The following is a 26,263-nucleotide window of genomic DNA, read 5'->3' as shown; positions in this document are numbered from 1 at the left end:
TGGATGATTTCAAAATTTTTTCTGTTGATGAAGAAATTAGTATTGGAGATATGAAATTAAAAGCTGGATCTTATAACACAACTTTAACCAATGAAACCATTGTCGTCAAAGTTCCTATTTATTAAAATTGGAACTACTCTTGTTGGTCTGATGCTATTGACTGTTTCTTGTAAAATGGTTTACAATTCATTCAATGGTGTAAATAAGATGACTACGTTCAACAATAAAGAAGAATATTTGAAATACTTTGAAAAAAGATTCAATTTTCACAGAGAAGACATATATTTCCCTGAAAAAGAAGAATATGGGAATCTAATGAATTATATCAGTAGTCAAAAAGTGTCTTTCTTTTATGGAATTACTGTTAATGAAAACAGCAAAATTTACGACTCCTATTTGAATGATAATAATTCATGTTTTGGAAGAATTGTAACCATAATAAAAAATAGAAACTTCGAACACAAATTAACAGGAACCGAAATAACAAAATTTAAATTTGAAAATATAAATAGTAAAACAATAGATTTTAATAACGGAAAATCTGTAATCTTCATTATTTCAACAAAATTGGGAAGAGCAATTAACAATAATATTAAAGAACTAACTTGTATTATTGATGATTTAAATGACAAATCTATAAATTACTACTTAATTAGTGTAGACAATCAAGATTTTAAAAATCCTCTATGAATCAAGTCCTTAATTATATACTCACATTGTAATTTCGTAGACATTTGATAATAAGAGGAGGACTGCAGGTGGCAGTCAGGTAAACGAACTTTAGTTCGTCGTAACAAAAAACCCTGAATACTCAGGGTTTTTTGTTATTTATTCATATGTGTCATTTCGTAGACAAACGTATCCGAATCCACATTCATCACCAAAAGCGATAACGCTTTGTCAACAATGTATGGTACATTCCCCGGCGTAAATCCTAAAGCCAAAGCAAATTTGGTCAAGATTTCTTTTTGTTTCGGTCCGAGGATGTGATCAGCATAAACCATACGCGACAAATCGTATAAACGCTCTAAACGTTGTACGTGTAAATATGGCGGATTGATTGGGTATTTAAGCGGGTTTTCCAGAATTTCTTCATATTCTGCCGGCGATATTTCCAAACGAACAGCTAATTTATCTAAGAACTCTTTTTCCTCTTTGCTCAAATCGCCGTCGGCAGTAGCCACACGTACGATAGCGGAAAAATGACCCTTATTTCTGCTTTTAAACTCGCTGTCAAATAAATCTGAAATAGACATAATGGTATAGATTTTAATGCGACAAATATAATCCAATTTCCTGTTTTAGAAAACCAATTCGACAAATGTTTTTTATCGATTTTTGGATTTATTTTGAAACGACAATTAAAATTAATCGTAAGTTTACCTCACTAACAACCTATCACTACCATGTCAGATTTCTGGATATACTTTAATATCGGATTACAACATGTGCTCGACATTAAAGCTTACGACCATGTATTATTCCTTTTGGCGCTTACCGTTCCGTATGAATTCAAATCGTGGAAACGCATTTTAATCTTAGTTTCACTCTTTACGTTAGGCCATACCGTAGCCCTTTTTTTATCGGTTTTTAACATCCTTAGCATCAAAGCGGAAGTGGTTGAATTCCTTATCCCGATTACCATTCTAATTACGGCATTGTACAACATCATCATCTTGGGGAAATCGGCTAAAAAAGACAGCACTACCGTAACCGGTATTATAACTGTTTTCTTCGGAATCATACACGGTTTGGGCTTTTCCAACTACTTCAATAGCATTTTAACCGGCAAACCTACCGATAAATTAGCACCGCTTTTTGAATTTGCTTTAGGGATAGAAGTCGCTCAAATTATCGTGGTAGTCGCTGCTTTATTGCTGGCATATGTGGTGCAAACCTTGTTGAAATTCTCCAAACGCGACTGGATTTTGATCATCTCTGCTTTTATTGCCGGCGTGGTGATTCCCATGATTATGCAAAGTGAAATTTGGGTTAAATAAATTGTTTTGGAGCTAAAGGTTTGGGTATATTTGCTATACATTTTCCCGCTAACTGTTCCAATCTTTTCAAATGGTTTCCATTTAAAAAGGATTTCCACGTTTATCGGGGCTACAAGGGAAACCATTTGAACTTCTGGAAATGAAAGAAAAGAAACAACAAAAATACGACATCGCTTACCTTAGAATTGCTGCCGAATGGAGCAAACTCTCCTACTGCAAACGCAAGCAAGTTGGTGCGATTATTGTTCGCGACCGCATGATTATTTCCGACGGCTATAACGGAACGCCTTCCGGTTTTGAAAACTGCTGTGAAGACGACGAAGGCTTAACCAAGTGGTATGTTTTACACGCCGAAGCCAATGCCATTTCCAAAGTCGCCCGTTCTACCCAAAGTTGTGAAAATGCTACGCTTTATATTACGCTTTCGCCTTGTAAAGAATGTAGCAAATTAATCCACCAATCGGGTATCAAACGCGTAGTCTACCACAACGGTTACCGCGACGAATCGGGTTTGGATTTCCTCAGAAAAGCCGGCGTGGAAGTCACCAAAATTGACGATTTGGATTAACCAACTGTACCATTTCTTTCACACATGAAATCAAAGGAAAAATACTTGCCGCTTTTACTATTCTCTTGCGTTGCCTTAGGCATCGTGATTGGCGGCATGCTCAATTTTCCGGAACGCTCCTTATCCAAAGCCAACGCTCGAAAAGCCAAAATAGACAAACTCATCGACTTTATCGACGATGAATATGTAGACCATGTGAATTCGGATTCCATAGTCGACTTAACCGTAAACAGTATTTTGGCCAATCTCGATCCGCATTCGGTTTACATTCCGCCCAGCGAACAATCTAGCGAGGTCGAACTCATGCGCGGCGATTTCGTAGGCATCGGCGTAAACTTTTATATGTACAAAGACACCGTAACAGTTGTTCGTCCGCTGGAAAACGGTCCGGCCGAAAAAGCCGGAATACTGGCAGGCGACCGAATTTTGTATGCCGATAAATCGAAACTCTTTGGGCGAAAATTGCCAACCGACAGTTTATTCAACAAACTCAAAGGCGAAGAAGGTTCAACCGTTTTGCTTACGGTTTACCGAAAAAATACCGGGAAGAAACTCAAAATTCCTGTGGTGCGAGATGTCGTTCCGATTGAAAGTGTTGACACCTATTTAAAACTCAACAAAAACACAGGTTACATCAAAATCAATCGATTCGCTGAAAACACTTATACCGAATTCCGTGAAGGCTTAGAGCAACTCAAAAGACAAGGTATCAATACTTTGGTCATCGATTTGCGCGACAATGGTGGCGGTTATTTGGAAAAAGCCGTGGAAATTGCAGACGAGTTGTTGAAAGACCAAGAACTTATCGTCTTTACCAAAAACAAGAAAGGCACCATTAAAAAAACCTTTGCTACCGCAGAAGGCATTTTTGAAACCGGAAGAGTATTTGTTTTAATTGATGAAAATTCGGCTTCCGCCAGCGAAATTTTGGCCGGCGCGATACAAGACAACGATCGCGGCACTATTGTTGGTCGACGTTCGTTTGGAAAAGGTTTGGTGCAACGCGAAATGGACTTTGATGACGGTTCGGCGGTTCGATTGACAACCTCTCGCTATTATACGCCAAGTGGTCGTTCCATTCAAAAACCTTACACCAAAGGCAACAGCGAGGCTTACATACACGATTTTGAAAAGCGCTTTGAAAGCGGCGAATTGTATGCTAAGGACAAAATTAAAGTGGCCGATTCCCTAAAATTCAAAACTAAAAAAGGGCGCATTGTTTACGGCGGCGGCGGTATAGTGCCGGATATTTTTGTGCCTTTAGAGGTGAAAAAAGGTGAAGAAAATGTTGGTTACGTGCTGAACTCCGGTTTGGTAGGACATTTTGTTTTTGAGCAACTTGACCAAAACCGAAAAGCCTATGAAGGCTTAGACCTTAAATCCTTTTTAAGTCAATTATATTCCGACAAAACTATAGTAGCTAAGTTCCAAAAGTACTTAGCCGAATCAGGTTTGGAAATCAGTGTGGCAAATAATGAAACTTTGGTGAAAAAATACGTTTCGGCAGAATTCGCCCGACAGCTGTTTGGTGAAGATCAGTATTACCAAATCTTACTGAAAGACGATGCGATCTTGAAAGCGATTTTGAAATAGTTATTTGCGAATGCTGTCGTGCACTTGCACATGAACACCATTATTCCAAAGTGTTAAAATATCGGTTGCTACGGCAGCGCCACTTCCGGCAGCTATGGCCAACTGACTTCTCCAACCGGCTAAGGTTCCGGTTACATAAATCCCTTCGGTTACTTTGTGATCGGTATTGCTGAGTTGGATTCTGTTTTTTTCAGCAATAACTTTTTGATGCGGTATCACATACGCTTCTAAACCTTCTATCGTAAACGGATTTGCGGCACCGATACTAATAACTACCATTTTGGCAGCATAAGTGTTTTTGTTAGTGATTACGGAAAAGTTGCCGACTTCACCTTCAATCTTCATTACTTTTTCGCCTGAGATTTGATCAATATGCGGATACAATTGTTGCAAATGCGTAATGCTTTCGGTCAGTAAATCCGAACCCAATTTTCCGGCCGGTATTCCGTAAGCATTATTGAATAAAGCATCTTGTAAAGAAGAAGCTTTTTGGTGCGCGATGATGCCAATCTTTTTGTCGACTGCGAAAGGTTTGTGTTGGGCCGAACCCAAAAGCAAGGCACACGACATCCCTGAAACACCGCCGCCGATAATCAAAACATCATACATAGAAAGGAAAATTACAAATGTTAAAAATCAAATTACAAATAAGCTCCAAAAAATTAAATCTCAATATTCAATCCTTTGAAACTTAACGTTTCGGATTTGCATTTTATTTGGAATTTGGCACTTTGAATTCGGAATTTAAAAGGCTTAGTTTTTCAGTTTCTCTTCGATTTTCTTCGACATTCTGAAGATCAAAAGAATCAGCATGGCACACATCGCTGCTGCTATTCCGATTAGGGCAACCAAACTATCGCCTTCAAACAAATTGCTGAAGTCTAACATGGTTACGTTGAAAGCAATCAGAGCAAAAGCAACAACAATTAATATGGTAGTAAAAATTTTCATGGGTTGAATTTATAGCACAAAAATACTAATTTTTAAAATCAGACAAATAGTCCTTTAACATTAGCCGCAAATAATTTAACAGCTATGGCTAATAAAACCACGCCAAATACTTTTCGGATAATACTCAAGCCGTTTTTACTGAGTCGTTTTTCAATTTTTGAAGACGATTTCAACACGACATAGACTAAAATGATATTCAGCAATATGGCAATAATGATGTTGATGGATTGGAATTCGGCGCGCAAAGACAACAGTGTTGTCATTGTCCCGGCACCCGCAATTAAAGGAAAAGCAATCGGCACAATAGACGCAGAATTGGCTTCTTCATCACGGTACAATCGAATGCCTAAAATCATTTCCAAAGCCAAAAAGAAAAGCACAAACGAACCGGCCACTGCAAAAGAATTGACATCGATACCAATCAATTTTAAAATTTCTTCCCCAACAAAAAGAAAGGCAATCATAATACCGGCTGACACTAGCGATGCTTTCTCCGATTGAATATGGCCAAATCGAGCTCTCAAATCGATGATAACCGGTATACTGCCCACAATATCAATCACAGCAAACAAAACCATAGTAGCTGTAGCAATTTCTCTGAAGTCTAAATTCATGGTACTTTTTTTTTGCAAAATTAGGTTTTTAATCGTTTATTACGATTTTTGATTTTACCTTTGCATTAAAAATCGCGCTTTGGCTTTTAGCCGCAGCAAAAAAAATAATCTATTTTAAAATACCTGAAGCCCACTGGACTTCCTCCTCTTAATATCAAATGTTTCAATTAGGCAAAACCATAGTATCAGAAGATATACTCGAAAAAGATTTTGTATGCAACCTTTCAGCCTGTCATGGCGCTTGTTGTGTGGATGGCGATGCCGGTGCACCATTGAGTGAAGCCGAAACCAAAATCTTGGAGGAAATTTATCCGAAAGTCAAACCTTTTTTACGCAAAGAAGGTATTGAAGCCATAGAAAAACTGGGTACTTGGGTAGTTGGCACCGATCAAGATTTAGAAACACCGCTAATTGACAACAAAGATTGCGCTTATGTAATTTTTGACGGGAAAACAGCGCTTTGCGGTATTGAGCAAGCTTATAATCAAGGTATCGTTGATTGGAAAAAACCGGTTTCTTGTCATTTGTATCCGATTCGTGTGAAAGATTTCAGTGAATTCGCCGCGGTTAATTACGACCGTTGGGACATTTGCAATGACGCTTGTACATTGGGAAAAGAATTGCAAGTTCCTGTCTATAAATTTGTCAAAGAAGCTTTGATTCGAAAATTCGGTCAAGATTGGTACACCGAATTGGAAAAAGTAGCCGAAGACTTGAAAAACGAGAAATAAAAAAAGCCTGAATCAATGATTCAGGCTTTTTTGTGGAGAAGATGGGGCTCGAACCCACGACCTCTTGACTGCCAGTCAAGCACTCTAGCCAACTGAGCTACATCCCCGTTTTGAGACAGCAAATATATACTTTTCTACTAACAAAAAACAACATCAAACACATCTTTTTTTGAGATTTGTTGTAAATTTACCTTAAATATTCATTTTTATGTCTGCCGAAAATACCCAAGGGTTTATCCAAACCCAAATTGAAAACAAAATTGCCTTTCTCACCTTTAGTCATCCGGCCAGTAACTCATTTCCGAGTGATTTATTAGAAAAACTAACTCATGAACTCCATTCGCTCAGCAACAACACTGAAGTAAACGTAATTGTACTGCAAAGCGAAGGCAAAACCTTTTGCGCCGGAGCTTCATTTGACGAATTACTCTCGATAAGCAACCTTGAAGAAGGAAAAAAATTCTTCTCCGGTTTTGCCAATGTCATCAATGCGATGCGCAACTGCTCTAAAATTATACTAGGAAAAATTCAAGGTAAAGCTGTTGGCGGTGGCGTCGGATTGGCGGCCGCCTGTGATTTTGCTTATGCATACCAAGACGCTTCGATTAAATTATCCGAAATTGCCATTGGTATTGGTCCGTTTGTGATTGAACCGGCCGTATCTCGAAAAATCGGTAAAAATGCCATGTCTTTATTAGCGCTTCAACCTAACCACTGGCAAACGGCTGATTGGGCTGTGGAAAAAGGACTTTACGCAGATGTTTTCGACAGCTACGACGAGTTGACGGAAGCGACTGTTGCTATGGCCAAAAAATTGGCTTCCTATCATCCGGATGCGTTAGCTGAAATGAAGAAGGTATTTTGGGAAGGTACCGAAAATTGGGATAGTCTTTTGTATGAACGTGCCGCTATCTCGGGCACCTTAGTGCTTTCGGATTTTACCAAAAAAGCGCTTAACGAATTAAAAAAATAAATCATGCTATTGCTTATAACACTTTTACAGCAAACCAATATTGATGAAAAAATCAAAAACGCTCCCGACAATGGCTACATGATAGGCGTTTGGATTGGTTATATTTTGCCATTCGTTGTATTTGCAGGATTGGCTTGGCTGCTGTATCGCAAAGCCAAAAAAAGACAAGACGAGCTGTAGTTATATTTACTAAATTTGCGGCATTAAAACTTTTTTCATGAGCAACATCCGAATTACCAAACAATTCTCTTTCGAAACCGGTCATGCACTTTATGGCTACGACGGCAAATGCAAGAATGTGCACGGACACAGCTATAAGTTATCGGTAACAGTAATTGGTCAACCTATAACCGACACTTCGAATGTGAAGTTTGGAATGGTCATCGACTTTTCGGATTTGAAAAAAATTGTGAAAGAAGAAATCGTTGATGTATTTGATCATGCGACGGTTTTCAATCAAAATACTCCTCATATTGAATTGGCCAACGAACTCAAAGAACGCGGTCATCATGTGATTTTGGTAGATTACCAACCTACCAGCGAAAATATGGTTACCGATTTTGCACAAAAAATAAAAAATCGTTTACCGCAAAACATCGCCTTACATTCTTTAAAACTCCAAGAAACCGACACTTCCTTTGCCGAATGGTACGCCTCGGATAATTCATAAGTAAGCTACATGCAAATTACACCCAACAAAAAAATCTATTTTGCCTCCGACCAACATTTTGGCGCTCCGACTCCTGAAGCTAGTTTTCCTCGTGAACAAAAATTTGTAGCGTGGTTGGACGAAGTAAAGCAAGACGCTGAAGCGATTTTCTTGCTAGGTGATTTGTTTGATTTTTGGTTCGAATATAAAACCGTGGTTCCGAAAGGATTTGTACGTGTTTTGGGCAAATTAGCTGAAATTCGCGACAGTGGCATTCCGGTTTACTTTTTTGTAGGCAACCACGATTTGTGGATGCATGATTATTTCGAAAAAGAACTGAACATTCCGGTGTATCGCGACAATCAAGAGTATGAATTCAACGGTAAAACGTTTTTAATCGGTCACGGTGATGGTAAAGGTCCGGGTGACAAAGGTTACAAACGCATGAAGAAAGTCTTTACCCATCCATTTTCCAAGTGGCTCTACCGTTGGTTGCATCCGGATATCGGTATGCGATTGGCCCAATATTTATCGGTTAAAAACAAACTGATTTCGGGGGAAGCCGATGTGAAATTTTTAGGCGAAGAAAACGAATGGTTGATTCAATACTGCAAGCGAAAACTGCAAACCAAACAATACAATTACTTGGTTTTTGGTCATCGTCATTTGCCGATGGTGATTTCTGTAGGTGAAAATGCCGAATACGTAAACTTAGGCGATTGGATTGGCTATTTTACTTACGGTGTTTTTGACGGTGAGACTTTTGAGTTGAAGAAATACTAAACTACCGTAAATCCTTAAACCGCAGCTGTACCGAAACTTTTCCGTTGAATTCGTTTTCGTCTATGCAATACACAGCGTCAAAAGATTGCTGGTTTTTGACCAAATCCAATTTCTTTCCTAAACCAAAACCAATAGCACCAAATCCGGGAGAATTATTTTGCTTGACGTATAGTTTCAAATGGTCTTCATCGGCACCTATTCCTTTAGCGTAACCCGAATCTTTTAACCCTTTGGTCATAAAAACCGGCGTCATATTTTGTGGTCCGAAAGGTTCAAATTGGTTTAGAATTCTAATCAATTTCTCGTTGATATCCGTCAAATTGATTTCGGCATCCACTGCAATTTCAGGAGTCAGCAAATCAGGATGTATTGTTTCTTCCACCGTTCTTTCAAAAGCTTCTTTGAACGTTGCATAATTTTCTTCCTTCAAGGTCATTCCGGCAGCGTACATATGGCCGCCAAATTGTTCCAAGTGTACCGCACAAGCTTCTAAAGCATTGTAAATATCAAAATCCTTCACCGAACGCGCTGAGGCCGCAAGTTTATCGCCACTTTTGGTAAACACTATCGTAGGACGATAATAAGTTTCTGTCAAACGTGAAGCTACAATGCCGATAACGCCTTTGTGCCAGTTTTCTTGGTAAACGACTGTGGTGAATTTTTTAGTTTCGTTATTCTCGGTGATTTGCGACAAGGCTTCTGCAGTAATTAGCTTGTCCAAATCTTTGCGGTCACTGTTGTGCTGCTCAATTTCTGAAGCAAAAAATTCTGCTTGTTCTAAATCGTATTCCGTAAGCAAAGCCACGGCTTCGTTACCGTGTTTGATTCTACCTGCTGCGTTAATGCGCGGTGCAATAATAAAAACCACATCGGTTATAGTGAGTGTTTTCTTTTTGACGTTCTGAACCAAAGCCTTGATGCCCGGACGCGGACTACTATTAATGACTTCCAAACCAAACTTGGCCAAAACCCTGTTTTCCCCTGTCATCGGAACAATATCCGCGGCTATCGCAGTCGCCACCAAATCTAAATAAGGCACTAAATCGGCCACCGTTTGGTTCCGATTTTGTGCAAGCGCCTGAATCAATTTAAACCCAACGCCACAACCACACAATTCGTCATACGGATAATTGCAATCCGTTCTTTTAGGATCTAAAACAGCCACTGCTTCCGGTAAGGTATCGCCCGGACGATGGTGATCACCAATGATAAAATCGATGTTTTTGGCTTTGGCATACGCCACATGATCGATGGATTTTATGCCGCAATCCAAGGCAATAATCAAGGTAAAACCATTATCGTCTGCAAAATCAATCCCTTGATAAGAAACGCCGTAACCTTCGTTGTATCGATCCGGAATATAAGTAGCCACATTAGGATAAAAACTTTTCAGATAACTCGACACCAAAGAAACCGCTGTTGTACCGTCTACATCGTAATCGCCAAAGACCAAAATATTTTCGGCATTGGCAATAGCTGCTTCAATTCGAGCTACCGCTTTGTCCATATCTTTCATCAAATACGGATTGTGCAAATCAGCCAAACTCGGACGAAAAAATTGGCGAGCGGCTTCATACGTTTCAATACCTCGCTGTACCAAAAGCATCGCAATCAACTCATCTACTTTGAGTTCGGCTGCTAAAGCTTTGACTTTTTCCGGTGATGGTTTGGTTTTAAGTGTCCAGCGCATGATAAATTAGGAATTACAAAATTGTATTCAACAAAAATAGGAAAAGCAACGGCAGGTTTATGGTAGTTTTAGTGTATTTATTCGTTACTTTTGAACTACAAATTACAAAGAAAATGCAAATTCAAGGTCAAATAGTCGATATCGAAAACCGCCGGATTTACTCTGGCGAAGTTAGGGTTGAAAACGGTAAAATTGTCTCCGTTATTGAAAAACAACACGATAACAAAAACTATATCCTTCCGGGTTTTATCGACGCGCACATTCATATCGAAAGCTCGATGTTGGTGCCTTCCGAGTTTGCTAAAATTGCGGTTTTGCACGGTACTGTCGGAACCATTTCCGATCCGCATGAAATTGCCAATGTATTGGGAAAAGACGGTGTATATTATATGATTGAAAACGGTAAAAAAGTCCCGTTGAAGTTTCATTTTGGGGCGCCTTCGTGCGTTCCGGCTACCTTTTTTGAAACTGCCGGAGCCGTAATCGATTCGGAGCAAATTAAGGAACTGATGGCGCATCCCGACATTTATTATTTGGCCGAAATGATGAACTATCCCGGTGTGTTGTTTGACGATGAAGAAGTTTTAAAAAAGATAGCTTGGGCGAAACATTACAATAAACCGGTTGACGGTCATGCGCCGGGTTTAAGAGGCGAAGCCGTTCAGAAATATATTTCAGCCGGAATTACTACCGATCACGAGTGTTTTACCTATGACGAAGCCGCTGAAAAATTAGCCTTAGGGATGAAAGTAATCATACGCGAAGGTAGTGCCGCCAAAAATTTTGAAGCGTTAATCGACTTACTGCCGGATCATTATGAAAACCTAATGTTTTGCTCTGATGACAAACATCCGGACGATTTGATTGTAGGTCATATCAACCAATTGTGTGCTCGGGCAGTAGCCAAAGGTCATGACCTTTTTAAAGTTTTGCAAATGGCTTGTATCAATCCGGTGAAGCATTACAACATGACGGTAGGTTTATTGCAACCCAATGATGCCGCCGATTTTATCGTAGTGGAAGATTTGACCCATTTTAAAGTGTTACAAACGTATATCAACGGCACATTGGTAGCCGAAAACGGTCAGTCGTTTGTACCGCATGTTGCCTTTGAAAAGCCAAATAATTTCAACACTTCACCTAAAGTGTTAGCCGATTTTCAAGTGGCGAGTTCGGCCAAAACCATACGCGTTATTGAAGCATTGGAAGGACAGTTGATTACCAATGAAATTCATTGTTCCCCAAAAATTCAGGATGGCAATTTGGTTTCCGATACCGAACATGATGTGTTGAAAATGGCGGTAGTCAATCGGTATGAAAATGCTCCGGTAGCTGTAGCTTTTATCAAAAACTTTGGTTTGAAAAAAGGAGCGATTGCCAGTTCGGTGGCGCACGATTGTCACAATATAGTCGTGGTTGGTACTTCGGATGAAGAAATTTTGAATGCGGTAAATTTACTCATTGCCAACACCGGCGGTATTTGTGCCGTAAACGGTGCCGAACAAAAATCGTTGGCTCTACCTATAGCCGGTATTATGAGCGACCAAAACGGTTGGGAAGCCGGGCGCTTGTACCAGGAAATCGATGCGATGGCCAAAGACTTAGGCAGTACTTTAAAAGCGCCTTTTATGACACTTTCATTTATGGCTTTGTTAGTGATTCCCGATTTAAAATTATCGGACAAAGGCTTGTTTAGCGGAAAACAATTTGCGTTTACGGATTTAAAGGTTTCCTAATCCCTAAAGATGTTGGTTAATGAAAGGGTCGGACCACTTTTCATTGTGAAGAATATTAGGATCGGTTAGTGTCCGTAAAAAAGCTACTAAAGCGGCTTTTTGTTGCTCTGTTAGATTGAGTTGCTGTGGATTCCCATTAGCATCTTTTAAAAAAGGCGATACATTAGGATGGTTTTTAACACCACTATTGTAATGCTCAATTACTTGCTCTAAGGTTTGGAAACGACCATCATGCATATAAGGCGCACCCAATGCAATATTTCTCAACGTTGGTATTTTAAAAGCTCCTTTCAAACTGTTGGTTGTTGGAAACGTTTCAAAAGCACCTAAATCATTGGTGGAAACTAAGTCAAGTCCGTTGTTTTTTGGTCCCGAATTTACACTAACAAAAGCCTCGGTTGCGTGACAATTGATACATCCCGCGCCACCTTGAGCTACAGTTTTTAAAAACAATGCTTTTCCTTGGTTTTCAGCCTCGGTAAAATTCGGAAATGGTTGTAACCTCGAATTCACCTGCATTCGACCATCATCATACTTACTTTGTGAACTAACAATACTCCTTATAAATTGTGACAAAGCTTTTGAAACTCTCGATTGGGTAATTTGACCAGAACCAAAAGCTTGTAAAAATAAATTACTGTAAAAAGGTCTTTCGGATAATCTTTGTATGATTTCGCTTTCGGTTAAACCCATTTCATTATGATCTAAAATAGGTTGTAAAACTTGGTCTTCGAGAGTGGCGGCTTTTTCATCCCAAAAAAAACGACCTCTAAAATAATAGCGTTGATTGACTAATGAAATAGAGTTTCTTCTGGTAGGCACTTGGTTAAAACCTAAACTCTTAACCGGCGAATCCGTAAAGGCCAATTCTTGGCGATGACAACTGCCACAAGCTATGGTTCGATTTTGACTCAAAGCTACATCATAAAACAGCACTCTGCCCAAAGTAGCTCCGGCATCGGTAACGGGATTGTCATCGGGTGTATTGTCTATGCCATTGACAGAACTGATAAAGGTGCCTCCTTCATTAACTGTAAAATGATACGGCAAATTGAGGTTAGCGTAATCATAAGGTGTTTCGGGCAATGAAATTATGGGTAAGTTTTGTGTAATCGGCACATATTTTTCATCCTCTGAACATGAGGTACAGAAAATGATCAAGAGAAATATACTTACCAAAAACCTTATCATTAGTATTACTATTTTAAAATTTTCCCGCCAACTACCGCGACGATTTCACCTTTTGCCGGTTTGGCTTCAAAATGTTGCAATACCTCAGCCGCAGCACCGCGAATAGTTTCCTCGTGAAGTTTCGACAATTCTCGGGAAACCGATACCGGTCGGTCAGCGCCAAAATACTGCACAAATTCGCCTAAAGTTTTCACCAATTTGTGAGGCGACACATAAAAAATCATGGTTCGGGTTTCTTCGGCCAACGCTAAAAAACGGGTTTGTCTTCCTTTTTTTTCGGGCAAAAAACCCTCAAAAACAAAACGATCGTTGGGCAAACCACTATTCACCAAAGCCGGCACAAAAGCCGTAGCTCCCGGCAGACATTCCACCTCGATATTATTTTCTACACAAGCTCGGGTGAGTAAAAATCCGGGGTCGGAAATAGCCGGCGTTCCCGCGTCGCTGATTAAGGCGATGTTTTCTCCTGCTTGCAAACGCTTGATAATATTTTCCACCGTTTTGTGCTCGTTGTGCATGTGGTGGCTGTGCATGTGTGTAGCAATGTCGAAATGTTTCAACAATTTGCCGCTGGTGCGTGTGTCTTCGGCCAAAATTAAATCGACTTCTTTCAAAACGCTGATGGCTCTGAAAGTCATGTCTTCCAAATTACCAATAGGTGTAGGAACAAGGTAAAGTTTGCCCATTTAGCTGAATTTTCGCTCCACAACAGTCATAAAACGCTCCATATAATCTTCTTTGCCTACCCAATAATTATAGTCGGGTATCACCATCTCGTTCAAGAAAGTTTTGGCTTCTTCCAGGGTATCAAAGGTGTTCAATTGCGAGATTACGCGGTTGAAATCTTCGTTGCTTTCTCCAAACAAATGGTTTACAAAAGCGATGCGATCGTTTAGGCCGATTTCAATGGTTTTTGCAAAAGCACTGTTTAAAGACGCTGCCGGTTTGGATTGCTCGATTTCAGGCTCCGGAACGATTTCTGCTTTAGTTTCCGTTGGAAAAAGGGAGACTTCATTCGGCTTTACGAAAATCGGATCTACGTAATTTTCGCCTAATAAATCTTCTAAAGCTATGTGTTTGGTATCTGGTTTTAGTTCGGATGCCGCCTCTGCTGCAGGTGCTTCTTCTTCAGCTTCTTCTTCGGCCAATTCAAATATCGGCGTAAAAAGCGGTGCTTCGGTAGCGGCTGGTTCTGCTGCAACTTCCGGTGCCATTTCTGCAACTTCTTCCTCAACTTCTTCCTCAGCTTCTTCCTCAACTTCTTCCTCAACAACCGTTTCAACTTCAGTTTCGGCTTCAGTTACAACCGGTTCTTCTTGAGCTTCTTCGGCTGCAAGAGTTTCCACCTCAACAGCAGGTGCTTCGGTTTCAACCACTAGTTCCGCTTTCACTTCAGCCATGATAGCCTGAGGTGTTTCAACATCAAAAGCAGTTTCTAATTTTTCTTCCAATTCGGCGGCATCAACCTCCGATTTTAGGACTTCGTAATTGTCCTGGTAAAATTTTAAAACCGATAACGTTTCGTATAATTTTTGGGTTTCTTTATACAATTGATCCACATCCGATTTGTTTTTGAGTTTCAAAATTCGGTGGGCAATGCTGATTAATTCGGCTTCTACTCTTTTTTTCATGATGGTTTGTAATTATAGGAAATACGCTGGTCTGTTTTTTAAATTCACTTCCGAAACATTTATTTACCTTCGGGAAGCGGGAACCATAATTAAAATTTTTCTACATTTGAATCGACGTAAAAATAGCAATTATTCAAGTCGATTGGTTTTCGTTACAAAGTAATAAAAACTATTCATTTTTAGCGCAAGAAAAATACAAAATGTTTCTCGAAAATACAGTAAATCATAAAGAACAATTTGGGTGGATTGAAGTCATTTGCGGTTCCATGTTCTCGGGCAAAACCGAAGAATTGATACGCCGATTGAAACGCGCTCAGTTTGCCAAACAAAAAGTGGAAATTTTCAAACCTTCCATTGACACGCGCTACGATGAAGAAATGGTAGTTTCGCACAACAAAAACGAAATTCGCTCTACTCCGGTTCCCGCCGCAGCCAACATCCGCATTTTAGCCCAAGGCTGTGATGTAGTCGGTATAGACGAAGCCCAGTTTTTTGATGACGAGATTATTGCCGTTTGCAACGATTTGGCCAATTCGGGTATTCGCGTTATCGTAGCGGGATTGGATATGGATTTTAAAGGCAATCCGTTCGGGCCGATGCCGGCGCTGATGGCTACGGCGGAATACGTTACTAAAGTGCATGCCGTTTGCACCCGAACCGGAAATTTAGCCCATTACAGTTTCCGAAAAACCGACAGCGATAAGTTGGTTTTGTTAGGTGAGACCGAAGAATACGAACCTTTGAGTCGCGCTGCCTATTTTAAAGCGATGCGCGAAAACATGGAAGTTAAAGATCCTGAACATTTGTCTTCAGAAGACCCGAGCGTAGCAAACTGACGCAGTAATAAATCCCAACACCTTGACACTAACCTTACGAAATATCATTCCCATCCTCAAAGCCCATTGGGTTGGTGAAAATGATGTAGCGGTAATCGACTCTATATCCATCGACAGCCGCTCTTTGCAAAACGGTGAAAACACGATGTTTTTTGCCATATCCGGACCTAACAATGACGGGCATACTTACATTAACGAACTGATTGATAAAGGGGTTCGCCATTTTGTAGTAACATATATTCCGGAAACAGTTACCGGTAAAGCCAACTTTTTAGTGGTGGAAAATACTTTGGACGCGTTGCAGAAATTTGCCGCTTACTACCGAAGTTTATTCGATTTCCCAATCATCGGCATTACCGGAAGCAACGGAAAAACTATCATTAAAGAATGGCTGAACTTTTTACTGAGTCCGGATTACAACATTATCCGCAGCCCGAAAAGTTACAATTCGCAAGTCGGCGTTCCATTATCCATTTTGGGCATTAAAGAAAAGCATAATCTCGGGATATTCGAAGCGGGGATTTCAACCATGCACGAGATGGAAAAACTGCAGAAAATCATTCGCCCAACGATTGGTATACTGTCCAATATCGGTTCGGCGCACGACGAAGGTTTTTCAAGCGTAGCTGATAAAATCAAGGAAAAATTAAAGCTGTTTACTTCGGTGAATGTGCTGATTTTAAATAAAAACAAAACCATACAAGCCTTTGTCAATCCGAAAATAAAAACTTTTAGTTGGTGTTCCGACAACAAAAGTGCGGACGTTTACATTACCAAGAAAAATTTGGGCGATTTAACCGAATTGCAAGTGACTTACAAAGAAGATACGTTCCCTATTCTGATCCCGTTTCAGGACCAAGCTTCTATTGAAAATGCCATTCATTGTATGATGGTGATGTTGTATTTCGGCTACAATCCAAAAGTAATTCAAACCCGGATGGCACAATTGTATCCTGTGGAAATGCGCTTGAAAGTGAAAAACGGAATCTATAATTGTACACTTATCGACGACAGTTACAGCTCCGATTTCCAATCGTTGAAAATTGCCCTCGACTTTTTAGAACACCAAAAGCAACACAAAAAGAAAACCATCATACTCTCGGATATTTTCCAAAGTGGATTGAACAACGATGAGTTGTACTCACAAGTCTCACAATTGATTATTTCGAACAAAATCAACCGCGTTATTGGCATAGGCGAAACCATTTCGCAGTACAAAAACAAGTTCATCAACGGCACTACTTTTAAAAATGTAGCCGAATTTATGAATGCTTTTGACCGCTTGAATTTTGAAAACGAAACGATACTGATTAAAGGCGCACGCGATTTTCACTTCGAACAAATTGTTTCGATGTTGGAAGAGAAAACGCATGAAACGGTATTGGAAATCAACCTCAACGCGATTAGTCACAACCTGAACTTCTTCAAATCGAAATTGGCACCCAAAACCAAGCTGATGGTTATGGTAAAAGCCTTTGGCTACGGCAACGGCGGATTTGAAATTGCCAAGTTGCTCGAACACCACAAAGTGGATTATTTGGGCGTGGCTTTTGCCGATGAAGGAATAAGCTTGAAAAGTGCCGGAATCAATGTGCCGATTATGGTGATGAATCCGGAAAACACTAGTTTTTCGGCGATTATCCAACACCAATTGGAGCCGGAAATCTATTCCATTAAAGGATTGAAAGCCTTTTTAAAAATAGCCGAGCAAAAGAAACTCAAACACTTCCCGATTCATCTCAAAATCGATACCGGCATGCACCGTTTGGGCTTTGAAGAAGAGCATCTTTCAGAGTTAATTGCCATACTAAAAGGCAACGAAACAGTTCAAATCAAGAGTATTTTATCGCATTTGGCCACTAGTGACGATTTGAAACAAGATGCCTTTGCCCAATCGCAAATTGCGTTATTCGAACAATTATCAACTCAACTGATAAGCGAGTTAAAAATCAAACCGATTCGACATATTTTAAACACTTCCGGTATTTCCAATTATCCCGATGCGCAGTATGATATGGTGCGTTTAGGGATTGGTTTGTACGGCATTTCCAACGATGAAGAAGAGCAGAAATATTTGGAAAATGTGGGTACTTTAAAATCGGTTATCTCTCAAATCAGAACTATAGAAGCCGGCGAAAGCGTAGGTTACGGACGAAGATTTATGGCTGATAAAACCACTAAAATCGCAACGATTCCTATTGGTTACGCCGACGGTATTCGCAGAAGTTGGGGCAATGAAGTTGGCTATGTGGTTATCAATGGTAAAGAAGCTAAAATTGTAGGAAGTGTTTGCATGGACATGCTAATGGTGAACGTAACTGAAATAGATTGCAAGGAAGGCCAATCAGTAATTATTTTCGGAGAAAATCCAACAGTAAACCTTATGGCTAAAGCTGTAAACACCATACCTTATGAAATCCTGACCGGAATTTCACAACGCGTGAAAAGAGTGTTCTTCCGAGAATAATTCAAAACCCTTTTCGGTTTTTCAAAAATTTAACTATTTTAGTACTGTTAATCAACTAAAAAAACACAAATTATGGGAATGGTATCAGAATTTAAAGATTTTATTGCAAAGGGAAATGCAATGGATTTAGCCGTTGGAGTAATCATTGGAGCTGCGTTTGGCGCCATCGTTAACTCTTTAGTTGCCGATGTGATTACACCGGCCTTATTAAATCCGGCTTTGAAAGCTGCTCAAGTAGAAAATTTAGCCGACTTAAAAACCGACAACGGAATTTTATATGGTAAATTTTTGGCGGCAGTTATCAGCTTTTTAGTTATTGCCTTTGTTATTTTCATTATGGTTAAAGCGATCAACTCCATGAAGAAAAAAGAAGAAGCGGCTCCGGCAGCTCCGGCTGGTCCAACACAAGAAGAATTGCTGACTCAAATTAGAGACTTGCTTAAAAAGTAGTACCGTTACACTATATATTCTAACTAATCCGCCTCGTCATTGGGGCGGTTTTTCTTTTTGGGAATGAGTCGTTTTCGAATTCCGAAATTTTCACCTTAAAAACAAAAACAGCATTTGTTTTCTGATTACTTTTGTATTTCAATTTTTAAAAAATCTTAATTCTATTCATATGAAAGTTGCTGTAGTAGGTGCCACCGGTATGGTTGGTGAAGTGATGCTTAAAGTTTTGGCAGAAAGAAATTTTCCTGTAACCGAATTAATTCCGGTTGCTTCTGAAAAATCGGTGGGTAAAGAAATCGAATTCAAAGGCAAAAAATACAAAGTAGTTGGCTTACAAACAGCCGTCGACATGAAAGCTGATATCGCTTTGTTTTCGGCAGGTGGCCAAACCTCTTTGGATTGGGCTCCTAAATTTGCAGCAGCAGGCACCACAGTAATCGACAATTCTTCGGCTTGGCGAATGGATCCGACTAAAAAATTAATCGTTCCCGAAATCAACGCCCACGAATTAACTCCAACCGATAAAATTATCGCTAATCCTAACTGTTCCACCATTCAAATGGTGATGGTTTTAGCGCCTTTACATCAAAAATACAACATCAAACGCGTAGTGGTTTCCACTTACCAATCTATCACCGGAACCGGAGTCAAAGCGGTACAACAATTAGAAAACGAATACGCCGGCATTCAAGGAGAAATGGCTTATAAATACCAAATCCACCGCAATGCCATTCCGCAATGTGATGTTTTTGAAGACAACGATTACACCAAAGAAGAAATGAAATTGGTGCGTGAGACCAAAAAAATCTTAAGCGATAACAGCATCGCTGTAACGGCTACTGCGGTCCGCATTCCGGTAGTTGGCGGACACAGTGAAACAGTAAATATCGAATTCACTAATGATTTTGATGTGACCGAATTGCGTAAAATATTACACCATACTAATGGCGTGACCGTTCAGGATAATACGGACACTTATACTTATCCGATGCCTTTGTATGCCGAAGGAAAAGACGATGTTTTTGTGGGCAGAATTCGCCGTGATGAAAGTCAGCCTAACACCGTAAACATGTGGATTGTAGCCGACAACTTGAGAAAAGGCGCCGCAACCAACACCATTCAGATTGCCGAATATTTGGTAGCGAATAAATTAGTTTAATAAAGTCGAGCTACTGATACTGGCCACGAATTTCACCAATTACCACGAATTAATTTGTGCTAATTTGAGGAATTCGTGGCTTTTTCATTGAAAAAAATGGTCCTCGTATTTTACAAATGCTAAAATTTGTTAAAAACAGGCCTATTTTATTTGGTCTTACCTTACTTTTGCAGCAATGAAGGAAAAATTACGCTATACCAATGCTTGGATGGGATTGATGATATTGTTCGCAATATTCTTTCAATCTATTCACTCCATGGAGCATTTGGTCAAGCAATTCTCCGAAAAAAAATGCCATCATATTTACCACGACCACAAAACCGAATTGACACATGGTCACGACGGTTTGGAAAAATGTTTCGTTTGTGAATTTGCGTTCAGCAGCTACACGCCAAACGCAATAAAATCTTTTGAATTTCTACAAAAAGAAGTTGTAACTTCTTATACTTTCTCTTATTCCAAAGCCATTACCCAAGGGTTTCGAGGATCACTCTTTGCCCTTCGGGCGCCACCGCAATTTATTGTATAAATAGTTTTTAAAGACCAAAATCGCTTTGGTCTGTTATGTAATACAATAAATCAATTTATATGAAATCAATATATTTTATCCTAGCCTTAGGGATATCCTTCGTGGCTACAGCCCAAAATAAAATTATCGGTACCGTAACCGATGCCGACCAAAAACCATTAGCCAACGTTATCGTTTCATTGCCCGAAATCCATAAAGAAACAGTCACTAACGAAACCGGAAATTTCACCTTAAATACGATTCCGCAAGGAAACTTTAAAATCAGCTTTTCTTTAGTTGGTTTCGAACGCAAAATACTATCCGTAAGCGTTATCACATCGGAAACTACAGTAAATATTTCACTTGCACCAAGTATTACTCATATGGATGAAGTGATTGTATCAACGGCATTCAACAAAATACAATCGCAGAATGTGATGAAAGTCGAACACCAAAACATCAAAAGCTTACAACAAAAAGGCGCTGCTACTTTAATTGAAGGCTTGGCGACCATTCCCGGTGTTTCACAGGTATCGACCGGTACGTCCATCGGAAAACCTGTTATCCGTGGGTTAAGTGGCAACCGTGTTTTAGTATACACACAAGGCGTTCGCTTGGAAAACCAACAATTTGGGGAAGAACACGGCTTAGGTTTAAACGATGCCGGTGTAGAAAGTGTAGAAGTAATTAAAGGTCCGGCTTCCTTACTTTACGGATCGGATGCATTGGGAGGCGTTTTGTATTTCAATCCCGAAAAATTTGCCAATAGCGGTGATTGGAGCGGTGATTTTAGTCAAAGGTTATTTTCCAACACCTTGGGTAGCAATAGTAGTTTGGGATTGAAAACGTCGGGGGAACACTGGAAATTTTTGGTTCGCGGGAGCTACAACTCTCATGCCGATTACCAAATTGCCGATGGCGACAGGGTTACCAATACTCGTTTTAACGAAACCGATTTGAAAGCCGGCATTGGGTACAATAGTTCTGTTTTTTCGAGTGTTTTGCGATATAACTTTAACAAGCTAAACTTAGGTATACCTGAAGAAGGCATTAGCTCCGCTCAGTTCGGCTTTGCCTCGGGTGCCGAACAATCTAAAGGAAGAGATGTGCTTTATCCGCGTCAAGGCGTAGACAATCATATTCTAAGTTTGCACAATACCTTTTATTTTAAAACTTCCAAACTCGATGCCGATTTGGGTTATATTTTTAACGACCGCAGCGAATTTGAAGACAGCAATGTTGCGGTTTTACACATGGAATTGGCTACATTTAATTACGATGTGAAATATTATTTGCCTAAGTTGGGTAAACTCGAAACCATTGTAGGCGTACAAGGAATGAACCAAACCAATCGCAATTTTGGCGAAGAATTATTAATTCCGAATGCCTTGACGAATGATTTTGGTGTTTTCGGGACAACCAATTACGAATGGAAAAGCAATGTAATTCAAGCCGGTTTGCGTTTTGACAACCGAAAAATATCCACGGAAAACCACGGCCTTGTAGGCGAAGAAGGTTATTTTGAAGCCCTAAAGAGAAATTTTAACAGCTTCAATGCCTCGTTGGGTTACAAAACTAATTTCGCCGAAAATGTAACGATGCGTTTGAACATAGCTTCCGGATTTCGAGCACCGAATTTAGCCGAACTTACCTCCAACGGTGTGCACGAAGGCAGCAATCGCTACGAAATTGGAAATGCCGATTTAAAAAATGAGCAAAACGTACAAACTGATTTGAATTTGGAATACAAAAGCTCGCATTTTGAATTGTTTGCCAATGGTTTTTACAATCACATCAACGATTACATCTATATTAGTCCGAATGGCAGTGTGATTGACGGGAATAATGTTTACGATTATGTTCAGGCCAATGCCCGATTGTATGGCGGTGAAGCGGGTATTCATTTTCATCCGCATCCGTTAGATTGGTTGCATTTGTATAGCAGTTTTGAAACCGTTATCGGCGAAAAAGACAACGGCGATGCTTTGCCTTTAATTCCGGCAAACCGCTGGAATACTACTTTCCGTGGAGAATTTAATATTAAAAACTGGTGGACAGCAGGATTTGCCACAGTAAACATAGAAAGTGTTTTTGACCAAAACAATTACAGTGCTTTTGAAACCAAAACCAACGATTACACTTTGGTAAACTTAAGTTTGGGCGGAAAGATAAATATTGGCAAAACCCATTTCAACCTGAATTTGAATGGCAACAATATTTTCGACAAACGCTATGTTTCCCATCTGTCCAGGTTAAAAGCTGACGGCATTCCGAATATGGGTCGCAATATAGTATTAGGCCTCAACTTTATGATATAAAAAAACGTCCCGAAAATTCGGGACGTTTTTGTTTAAAATCGGTTATCTCCATCTAACATTCGGCCTAATCCACCCAACAAACTACCTTCTTCTCTGCCGCTTCCGCCGGCTTTTGGTGCAGAAGCTATGATTCTGTCTGCCAAACGGCTAAACGGCAACGATTGCACATAAACCGTTCCGGGACCGCGCAAAGTAGCGTAAAACAAACCTTCGCCGCCGAATAAGGAATTTTTAATGCCTCCTATGAATTCGATATCGTAATCCACGTCTTTAGTAAAGCCCACTATACAACCGGTATCAACTTTCAAGATTTCGCCTGGAGCCAATTCTCTTTTGGCCAAAGTACCGCCGCTGTGAACGAAAGCCATGCCATCGCCTTCAATTTTTTGCATGATGAAACCTTCGCCACCGAATAATCCGCGACCTAACTTTCTGGAAAATTCAATCCCAACGGAAACCCCTTTGGCAGCGCAGAGGAAAGCGTCTTTTTGGCAAATAAACTTGCCGTTGAATTGCGATAAATCTATAGGAATAATTTTTCCGGGATAAGGCGAGGCAAAACAAGCCTTGCTTTTGGTATTATTTTGATTGATATACGCTGTCATAAAAAGACTTTCTCCGGTCAGTACACGCTTTCCGGCGGACAATAATTTGTCGAACAAACCGGATTGTTGTTGGGAGCCATCGCCAAAAATAGTTTCCATAGTGATGCCGTTATCCATCATCATAAAACTTCCGGCTTCGGCGATCACTATTTCTTGCGGATCGAGTTCAATTTCTACGTATTGCATTTCTTCTCCATAAATATGGTAATCAATTTCGTGTGCTTGCATAATCAATGTTTTTGGTTTTTCCTTATTAGTTTATGGTCTTTAAAAAAAGTTACAATACCGATAAAACCCATCACAGATCAAACTTAAAAAAGACAATATGTTAATAATTTAACTTTTTCAATATCATAGTTTTAATTTTTTAATGCTATTTTTACCATATTACTAATTAAACTAGCTGCCTATGAATTCCATGTTTACCACCATTATTAGAATAGTTTTAGGTTTAGCGCTATTGGTTTTTGGCGCCAACAAATTATTTACCTTCATTCCAATGGAAGCTCCAACCGGTTCTGCCGGTGATTTTATGAGTTCTTTAAATGCCACAGGGTATATTTTCCCGGTATTGGGTGTTTTGGAAATGATTATCGGAATGATGTTGTTGTTGAAAAAATGGATTGCTTTTGCTTTGATTTTATTAGCACCTATTTCCATCAACATTTTGTTATTCCACCTGTTTTTGGGAATTTCAGGACTGCCGGTGGCAGTAGCCATTTTAGCCTTTAATGTTATCTTGATTTACAAGCATTGGCAACAATACAAACCGCTTTTTTATTAGCAGTTTTCTCCAAAATAAAAAACCGTCTCTATTTACGAGACGGTTTTTTTTAATATTCTAATTTCCCTACATGCCTCATATTGCGGAGGATTTTATCTTTTCTTCTTTCAATATACGAAGACGAATTGGTGGCCTTGTATTTTAGTGGATTGGGCAAAATGGCGGCAATTCCGGCGGCTTCCCTTTTGGTTAAATTCACCGCTGATTTTCGGTACCAATGTTTAGCAGCTTCTTCTGCGCCGTAAACACCTTTCCCCATTTCGATGCTGTTTAAGTACACTTCCATAATGCGTTCTTTCCCCCAGATAAGTTCGATTAACACTGTAAAATAGGCTTCTAATCCTTTTCGAAGATAGCTGCGACCTTGCCAAAGAAAAACATTCTTAGCCGTTTGTTGCGAGATAGTACTGCCTCCTTTAATGCGCTTCCCTTTTTGGTTGTTTTTAAAAGCTTTTTGCATCGCTTGAAAATCGAAACCATAATGGTTTAAAAAATTCCCGTCTTCACTGGCAATGACGGCTTTTTGCAGATTGGGAGAAATCTCTTCTAACGGTACCCAATCATGACTCAATACAGCGTCTTTTCCTTCCCATTTGTTTTCTACGGCACGAATAGCCATTAAAGGCGTGAACGGTATCGGCACCCATTTAAACACTATCACCAATAAAATGGAAATCGCAAAAAACCAAAGCATGGCTTTTTTAACCCAACGTAATATCTTTTTTATCATACTTTATTTGACTAAATCGGCTAATTCCTGACCTATTAAACTTCCAATAGCTACGCCCATACCGCCCAAACGCACACCGCAATAAACGTGTGTAGACAATTGTTCAACGATAGGTCGCTTACAGGAACCCATTCCCATAATGCCGCTCCAGCGATGGGCTATGGTGTACTCGGTCTTTGGCAAAATTACTTCTTTTAACAAAGCCTCCAAACGTTGCTGAATTAATTCGGTTTGCGCGAACTCGGTTGTTGTTTCTCCTTCAAAATCGAGGTTGCGACCACCGCCTAACAAAATTCGGTTATCGATATTTCTGAAATAATAATAGCCCTGTTCCAGATGAAACGTCCCTTTGATATCCAAATCGGGTATCGGATTGGTGATTAAAACCTGAGCTCTGGCCGGTTTTACCTGATTATTGGTTAATTCGGCTGCAAAACCGTTAGTAGCAAACAATAAGTTGCGAGTTGCAAAACTAAAATCGTTAGCCGTTACCATAACACCATCACTTTTTTCTTGGAATGCGGTTACTTCGACTTGATTCAGGATCAAAATATCGTTGGCAATGGCTTTCTTTAATAAAGCTTGCATCATTTTACCGGTATCGATTTGAGCTTCGTACGGATTAAAAATAAGGTATTCTTGTATGCCGCTAAAATCGAAACGATCCACCTCTTTGGAAAACACTTCGTTTCTGAAGATAGGTTTTAAGATGTCGTTGATGAAAGGAAGTCGTTGCAAACAGTCGTTATACGAAGGCTCATCTGATTTCAAAAAAAGCTCATAGCCACCATAAGGTTTAAAATCGATGGCTTCATCACCTAAGTTTTTGCGCAACAATTGTAATCCGCTCCAGCGCTTTTGAATCAACTGTATCACTTCTTCTTCGCTGTGTGATTTCAAATCGTCTAAAATCTCCGAAAGACTACCGAAACAAGCAAACCCGGCATTTTTAGTACTGGCGCCTTGTGGTAAAATTCCCTTTTCTAGGATTAAAATCTTACTGTGAGGAAAACGCTCTCGCAAGGCTAATGCACAATGCAAGCCTACTATGCCGCTGCCAACTATGGTAAAATCGACTTGGGCAAACCAATGTTTAAGTTCCCAATAACTTAAGTTCATCTGAAAATTTTTCTAAAAATACTTTTTTTCAAAATTGTGATGGAAAGTAACGGTAAATTTTTTCGAATTATTCTTCATTTTAAGTATTTTTCTATCTTATTCATAACAACTAATCTTACGCTTTATCGATTTGTTAGCAGTTTTGTGATATTATCCCTTGTCGTGTAAAAAATAGTT

General features: G+C 39.7%; 28 protein-coding genes and 1 tRNA gene. 17 read left to right on the top strand and 12 right to left on the bottom strand.

Annotated elements, in window-relative coordinates; translation table 11 throughout:
* The first annotated feature begins 90 nt into the window (after positions 1-90).
* On the top strand, positions 91-690 hold the full coding sequence (locus SK086_RS03540) for a hypothetical protein (RefSeq protein WP_324689817.1): 600 nt from the start codon (positions 91-93) through the stop codon (positions 688-690).
* Positions 691-824: 134 nt separating this feature from the next.
* Here the strand turns inward: SK086_RS03540 and SK086_RS03535 are convergent, their stop codons facing one another.
* A complete protein-coding gene (locus SK086_RS03535; RefSeq protein ID WP_290875074.1) occupies positions 825-1,256 on the bottom strand; it encodes a tellurite resistance TerB family protein in 432 nt (143 codons plus the stop codon).
* 150 nt (positions 1,257-1,406) lie between these two features.
* On the opposite strand from SK086_RS03535, the gene SK086_RS03530 reads away from it, so the two are divergent.
* The 3 genes from SK086_RS03530 (at position 1,407) to SK086_RS03520 (ending at position 4,161) form a co-directional block, all read left to right on the top strand.
* On the top strand, positions 1,407-2,000 hold the full coding sequence (locus tag SK086_RS03530) for a HupE/UreJ family protein (RefSeq protein ID WP_290875076.1): 594 nt from the start codon (positions 1,407-1,409) through the stop codon (positions 1,998-2,000).
* A 139-nt stretch (positions 2,001-2,139) separates the two neighbouring features.
* On the top strand, positions 2,140-2,568 hold the full coding sequence (locus SK086_RS03525) for a deoxycytidylate deaminase (RefSeq protein WP_324689816.1): 429 nt from the start codon (positions 2,140-2,142) through the stop codon (positions 2,566-2,568).
* A 24-nt stretch (positions 2,569-2,592) separates the two neighbouring features.
* Positions 2,593-4,161 (top strand): S41 family peptidase, encoded by a 1,569-nt coding sequence (locus SK086_RS03520; protein ID WP_324689815.1) that lies wholly within the window; start codon positions 2,593-2,595, stop codon positions 4,159-4,161.
* Here the strand turns inward: SK086_RS03520 and SK086_RS03515 are convergent, their stop codons facing one another.
* The 3 genes from SK086_RS03515 to SK086_RS03505 form a co-directional block, all read right to left on the bottom strand.
* Complete coding sequence (locus SK086_RS03515; protein ID WP_290875082.1) at positions 4,162-4,770, bottom strand: FAD-dependent oxidoreductase; 609 nt, start codon at positions 4,768-4,770, stop codon at positions 4,162-4,164.
* A 144-nt stretch (positions 4,771-4,914) separates the two neighbouring features.
* Complete coding sequence (locus SK086_RS03510) at positions 4,915-5,112, bottom strand: hypothetical protein (RefSeq protein WP_290875084.1); 198 nt, start codon at positions 5,110-5,112, stop codon at positions 4,915-4,917.
* Positions 5,113-5,150: 38 nt separating this feature from the next.
* Entirely contained in the window at positions 5,151-5,726 is a 576-nt protein-coding gene (locus tag SK086_RS03505) for a MarC family protein (protein WP_290875086.1), read from the bottom strand.
* 158 nt (positions 5,727-5,884) lie between these two features.
* On the opposite strand from SK086_RS03505, the gene SK086_RS03500 reads away from it, so the two are divergent.
* Positions 5,885-6,457, top strand: a complete 573-nt coding sequence (locus tag SK086_RS03500) for a DUF3109 family protein (protein WP_290875089.1) — start codon at positions 5,885-5,887, stop codon at positions 6,455-6,457.
* Between the two features lie 33 nt (positions 6,458-6,490).
* On the opposite strand, the gene SK086_RS03495 is transcribed toward SK086_RS03500, so the two are convergent.
* Positions 6,491-6,564: transfer RNA gene (locus tag SK086_RS03495), tRNA-Ala, on the bottom strand.
* 101 nt (positions 6,565-6,665) lie between these two features.
* Between SK086_RS03495 and SK086_RS03490 the strand changes: the two genes are divergently transcribed.
* From SK086_RS03490 to SK086_RS03475, 4 genes are read left to right on the top strand one after another with little or no spacing between them, the layout of a single operon-like run.
* Complete coding sequence (locus SK086_RS03490) at positions 6,666-7,430, top strand: enoyl-CoA hydratase/isomerase family protein (RefSeq protein ID WP_324689813.1); 765 nt, start codon at positions 6,666-6,668, stop codon at positions 7,428-7,430.
* Between the two features lie 3 nt (positions 7,431-7,433).
* Positions 7,434-7,610: a hypothetical protein gene (locus SK086_RS03485; protein ID WP_324689811.1), complete on the top strand. Its 177-nt coding sequence runs from the start codon at positions 7,434-7,436 to the stop codon at positions 7,608-7,610.
* 37 nt (positions 7,611-7,647) lie between these two features.
* A complete protein-coding gene (locus tag SK086_RS03480) occupies positions 7,648-8,100 on the top strand; it encodes a 6-pyruvoyl trahydropterin synthase family protein (RefSeq protein ID WP_324689809.1) in 453 nt (150 codons plus the stop codon).
* Between the two features lie 9 nt (positions 8,101-8,109).
* Complete coding sequence (locus SK086_RS03475; protein WP_324689807.1) at positions 8,110-8,862, top strand: UDP-2,3-diacylglucosamine diphosphatase; 753 nt, start codon at positions 8,110-8,112, stop codon at positions 8,860-8,862.
* Between the two features lies 1 nt (position 8,863).
* Here SK086_RS03475 and recJ read toward each other — a convergent pair whose 3' ends face one another.
* Positions 8,864-10,552 carry a single-stranded-DNA-specific exonuclease RecJ gene (gene recJ / locus SK086_RS03470; protein ID WP_324689806.1) on the bottom strand — a complete coding sequence of 563 codons (1,689 nt, stop codon included), beginning with the start codon at positions 10,550-10,552 and terminating at the stop codon, positions 8,864-8,866.
* A gap of 113 nt (positions 10,553-10,665) precedes the next feature.
* On the opposite strand from recJ, the gene ade reads away from it, so the two are divergent.
* Positions 10,666-12,288, top strand: coding sequence for an adenine deaminase (gene ade / locus SK086_RS03465; protein ID WP_324689804.1), 1,623 nt, complete (start codon positions 10,666-10,668; stop codon positions 12,286-12,288).
* A 3-nt stretch (positions 12,289-12,291) separates the two neighbouring features.
* Here ade and SK086_RS03460 read toward each other — a convergent pair whose 3' ends face one another.
* Genes SK086_RS03460 through SK086_RS03450 form a run of 3 tightly spaced genes read right to left on the bottom strand, consistent with a single transcriptional unit; the run spans position 12,292 to position 15,110 of the window.
* Positions 12,292-13,449: a cytochrome-c peroxidase gene (locus tag SK086_RS03460; RefSeq protein WP_324689803.1), complete on the bottom strand. Its 1,158-nt coding sequence runs from the start codon at positions 13,447-13,449 to the stop codon at positions 12,292-12,294.
* Positions 13,450-13,487: 38 nt separating this feature from the next.
* Positions 13,488-14,165 (bottom strand): 16S rRNA (cytidine(1402)-2'-O)-methyltransferase, encoded by a 678-nt coding sequence (rsmI, locus tag SK086_RS03455; RefSeq protein WP_324689801.1) that lies wholly within the window; start codon positions 14,163-14,165, stop codon positions 13,488-13,490.
* Complete coding sequence (locus SK086_RS03450) at positions 14,166-15,110, bottom strand: hypothetical protein (RefSeq protein WP_324689800.1); 945 nt, start codon at positions 15,108-15,110, stop codon at positions 14,166-14,168.
* Positions 15,111-15,310: 200 nt separating this feature from the next.
* Here SK086_RS03450 and SK086_RS03445 point away from each other — a divergent pair, with 200 nt between their 5' ends.
* From SK086_RS03445 to SK086_RS03420, 6 genes are all read left to right on the top strand, one after another.
* Positions 15,311-15,946, top strand: coding sequence for a thymidine kinase (locus SK086_RS03445; RefSeq protein ID WP_290876053.1), 636 nt, complete (start codon positions 15,311-15,313; stop codon positions 15,944-15,946).
* Between the two features lie 22 nt (positions 15,947-15,968).
* Complete coding sequence (locus SK086_RS03440; RefSeq protein WP_324689797.1) at positions 15,969-18,413, top strand: bifunctional UDP-N-acetylmuramoyl-tripeptide:D-alanyl-D-alanine ligase/alanine racemase; 2,445 nt, start codon at positions 15,969-15,971, stop codon at positions 18,411-18,413.
* A gap of 72 nt (positions 18,414-18,485) precedes the next feature.
* Positions 18,486-18,863 (top strand): large conductance mechanosensitive channel protein MscL, encoded by a 378-nt coding sequence (mscL, locus tag SK086_RS03435; protein ID WP_324689795.1) that lies wholly within the window; start codon positions 18,486-18,488, stop codon positions 18,861-18,863.
* A 169-nt stretch (positions 18,864-19,032) separates the two neighbouring features.
* Positions 19,033-20,022, top strand: a complete 990-nt coding sequence (locus SK086_RS03430) for an aspartate-semialdehyde dehydrogenase (RefSeq protein WP_324689793.1) — start codon at positions 19,033-19,035, stop codon at positions 20,020-20,022.
* Between the two features lie 175 nt (positions 20,023-20,197).
* A complete protein-coding gene (locus tag SK086_RS03425) occupies positions 20,198-20,551 on the top strand; it encodes a hypothetical protein (RefSeq protein ID WP_324689791.1) in 354 nt (117 codons plus the stop codon).
* Positions 20,552-20,610: 59 nt separating this feature from the next.
* A complete protein-coding gene (locus SK086_RS03420; RefSeq protein WP_324689789.1) occupies positions 20,611-22,848 on the top strand; it encodes a TonB-dependent receptor in 2,238 nt (745 codons plus the stop codon).
* A gap of 32 nt (positions 22,849-22,880) precedes the next feature.
* Here SK086_RS03420 and SK086_RS03415 read toward each other — a convergent pair whose 3' ends face one another.
* Positions 22,881-23,681 (bottom strand): TIGR00266 family protein, encoded by an 801-nt coding sequence (locus tag SK086_RS03415; protein ID WP_324689787.1) that lies wholly within the window; start codon positions 23,679-23,681, stop codon positions 22,881-22,883.
* A 181-nt stretch (positions 23,682-23,862) separates the two neighbouring features.
* On the opposite strand from SK086_RS03415, the gene SK086_RS03410 reads away from it, so the two are divergent.
* On the top strand, positions 23,863-24,237 hold the full coding sequence (locus SK086_RS03410) for a DoxX protein (RefSeq protein ID WP_290876067.1): 375 nt from the start codon (positions 23,863-23,865) through the stop codon (positions 24,235-24,237).
* 49 nt (positions 24,238-24,286) lie between these two features.
* Here the strand turns inward: SK086_RS03410 and mtgA are convergent, their stop codons facing one another.
* Both mtgA and SK086_RS03400 read right to left on the bottom strand, forming a co-directional pair.
* Positions 24,287-24,967 carry a monofunctional biosynthetic peptidoglycan transglycosylase gene (gene mtgA, locus SK086_RS03405; protein WP_290876069.1) on the bottom strand — a complete coding sequence of 227 codons (681 nt, stop codon included), beginning with the start codon at positions 24,965-24,967 and terminating at the stop codon, positions 24,287-24,289.
* A 3-nt stretch (positions 24,968-24,970) separates the two neighbouring features.
* A complete protein-coding gene (locus tag SK086_RS03400; RefSeq protein WP_324689786.1) occupies positions 24,971-26,086 on the bottom strand; it encodes an NAD(P)/FAD-dependent oxidoreductase in 1,116 nt (371 codons plus the stop codon).
* Positions 26,087-26,263 lie beyond the last annotated feature (177 nt).

The organism is Flavobacterium cheonhonense, from assembly GCF_035671315.1.
GTDB classification, from domain to species: domain Bacteria; phylum Bacteroidota; class Bacteroidia; order Flavobacteriales; family Flavobacteriaceae; genus Flavobacterium; species Flavobacterium cheonhonense.
Note: the sequence above shows the minus strand (reverse complement) of the source record. Positions and strands in the feature narration are given on the sequence as shown.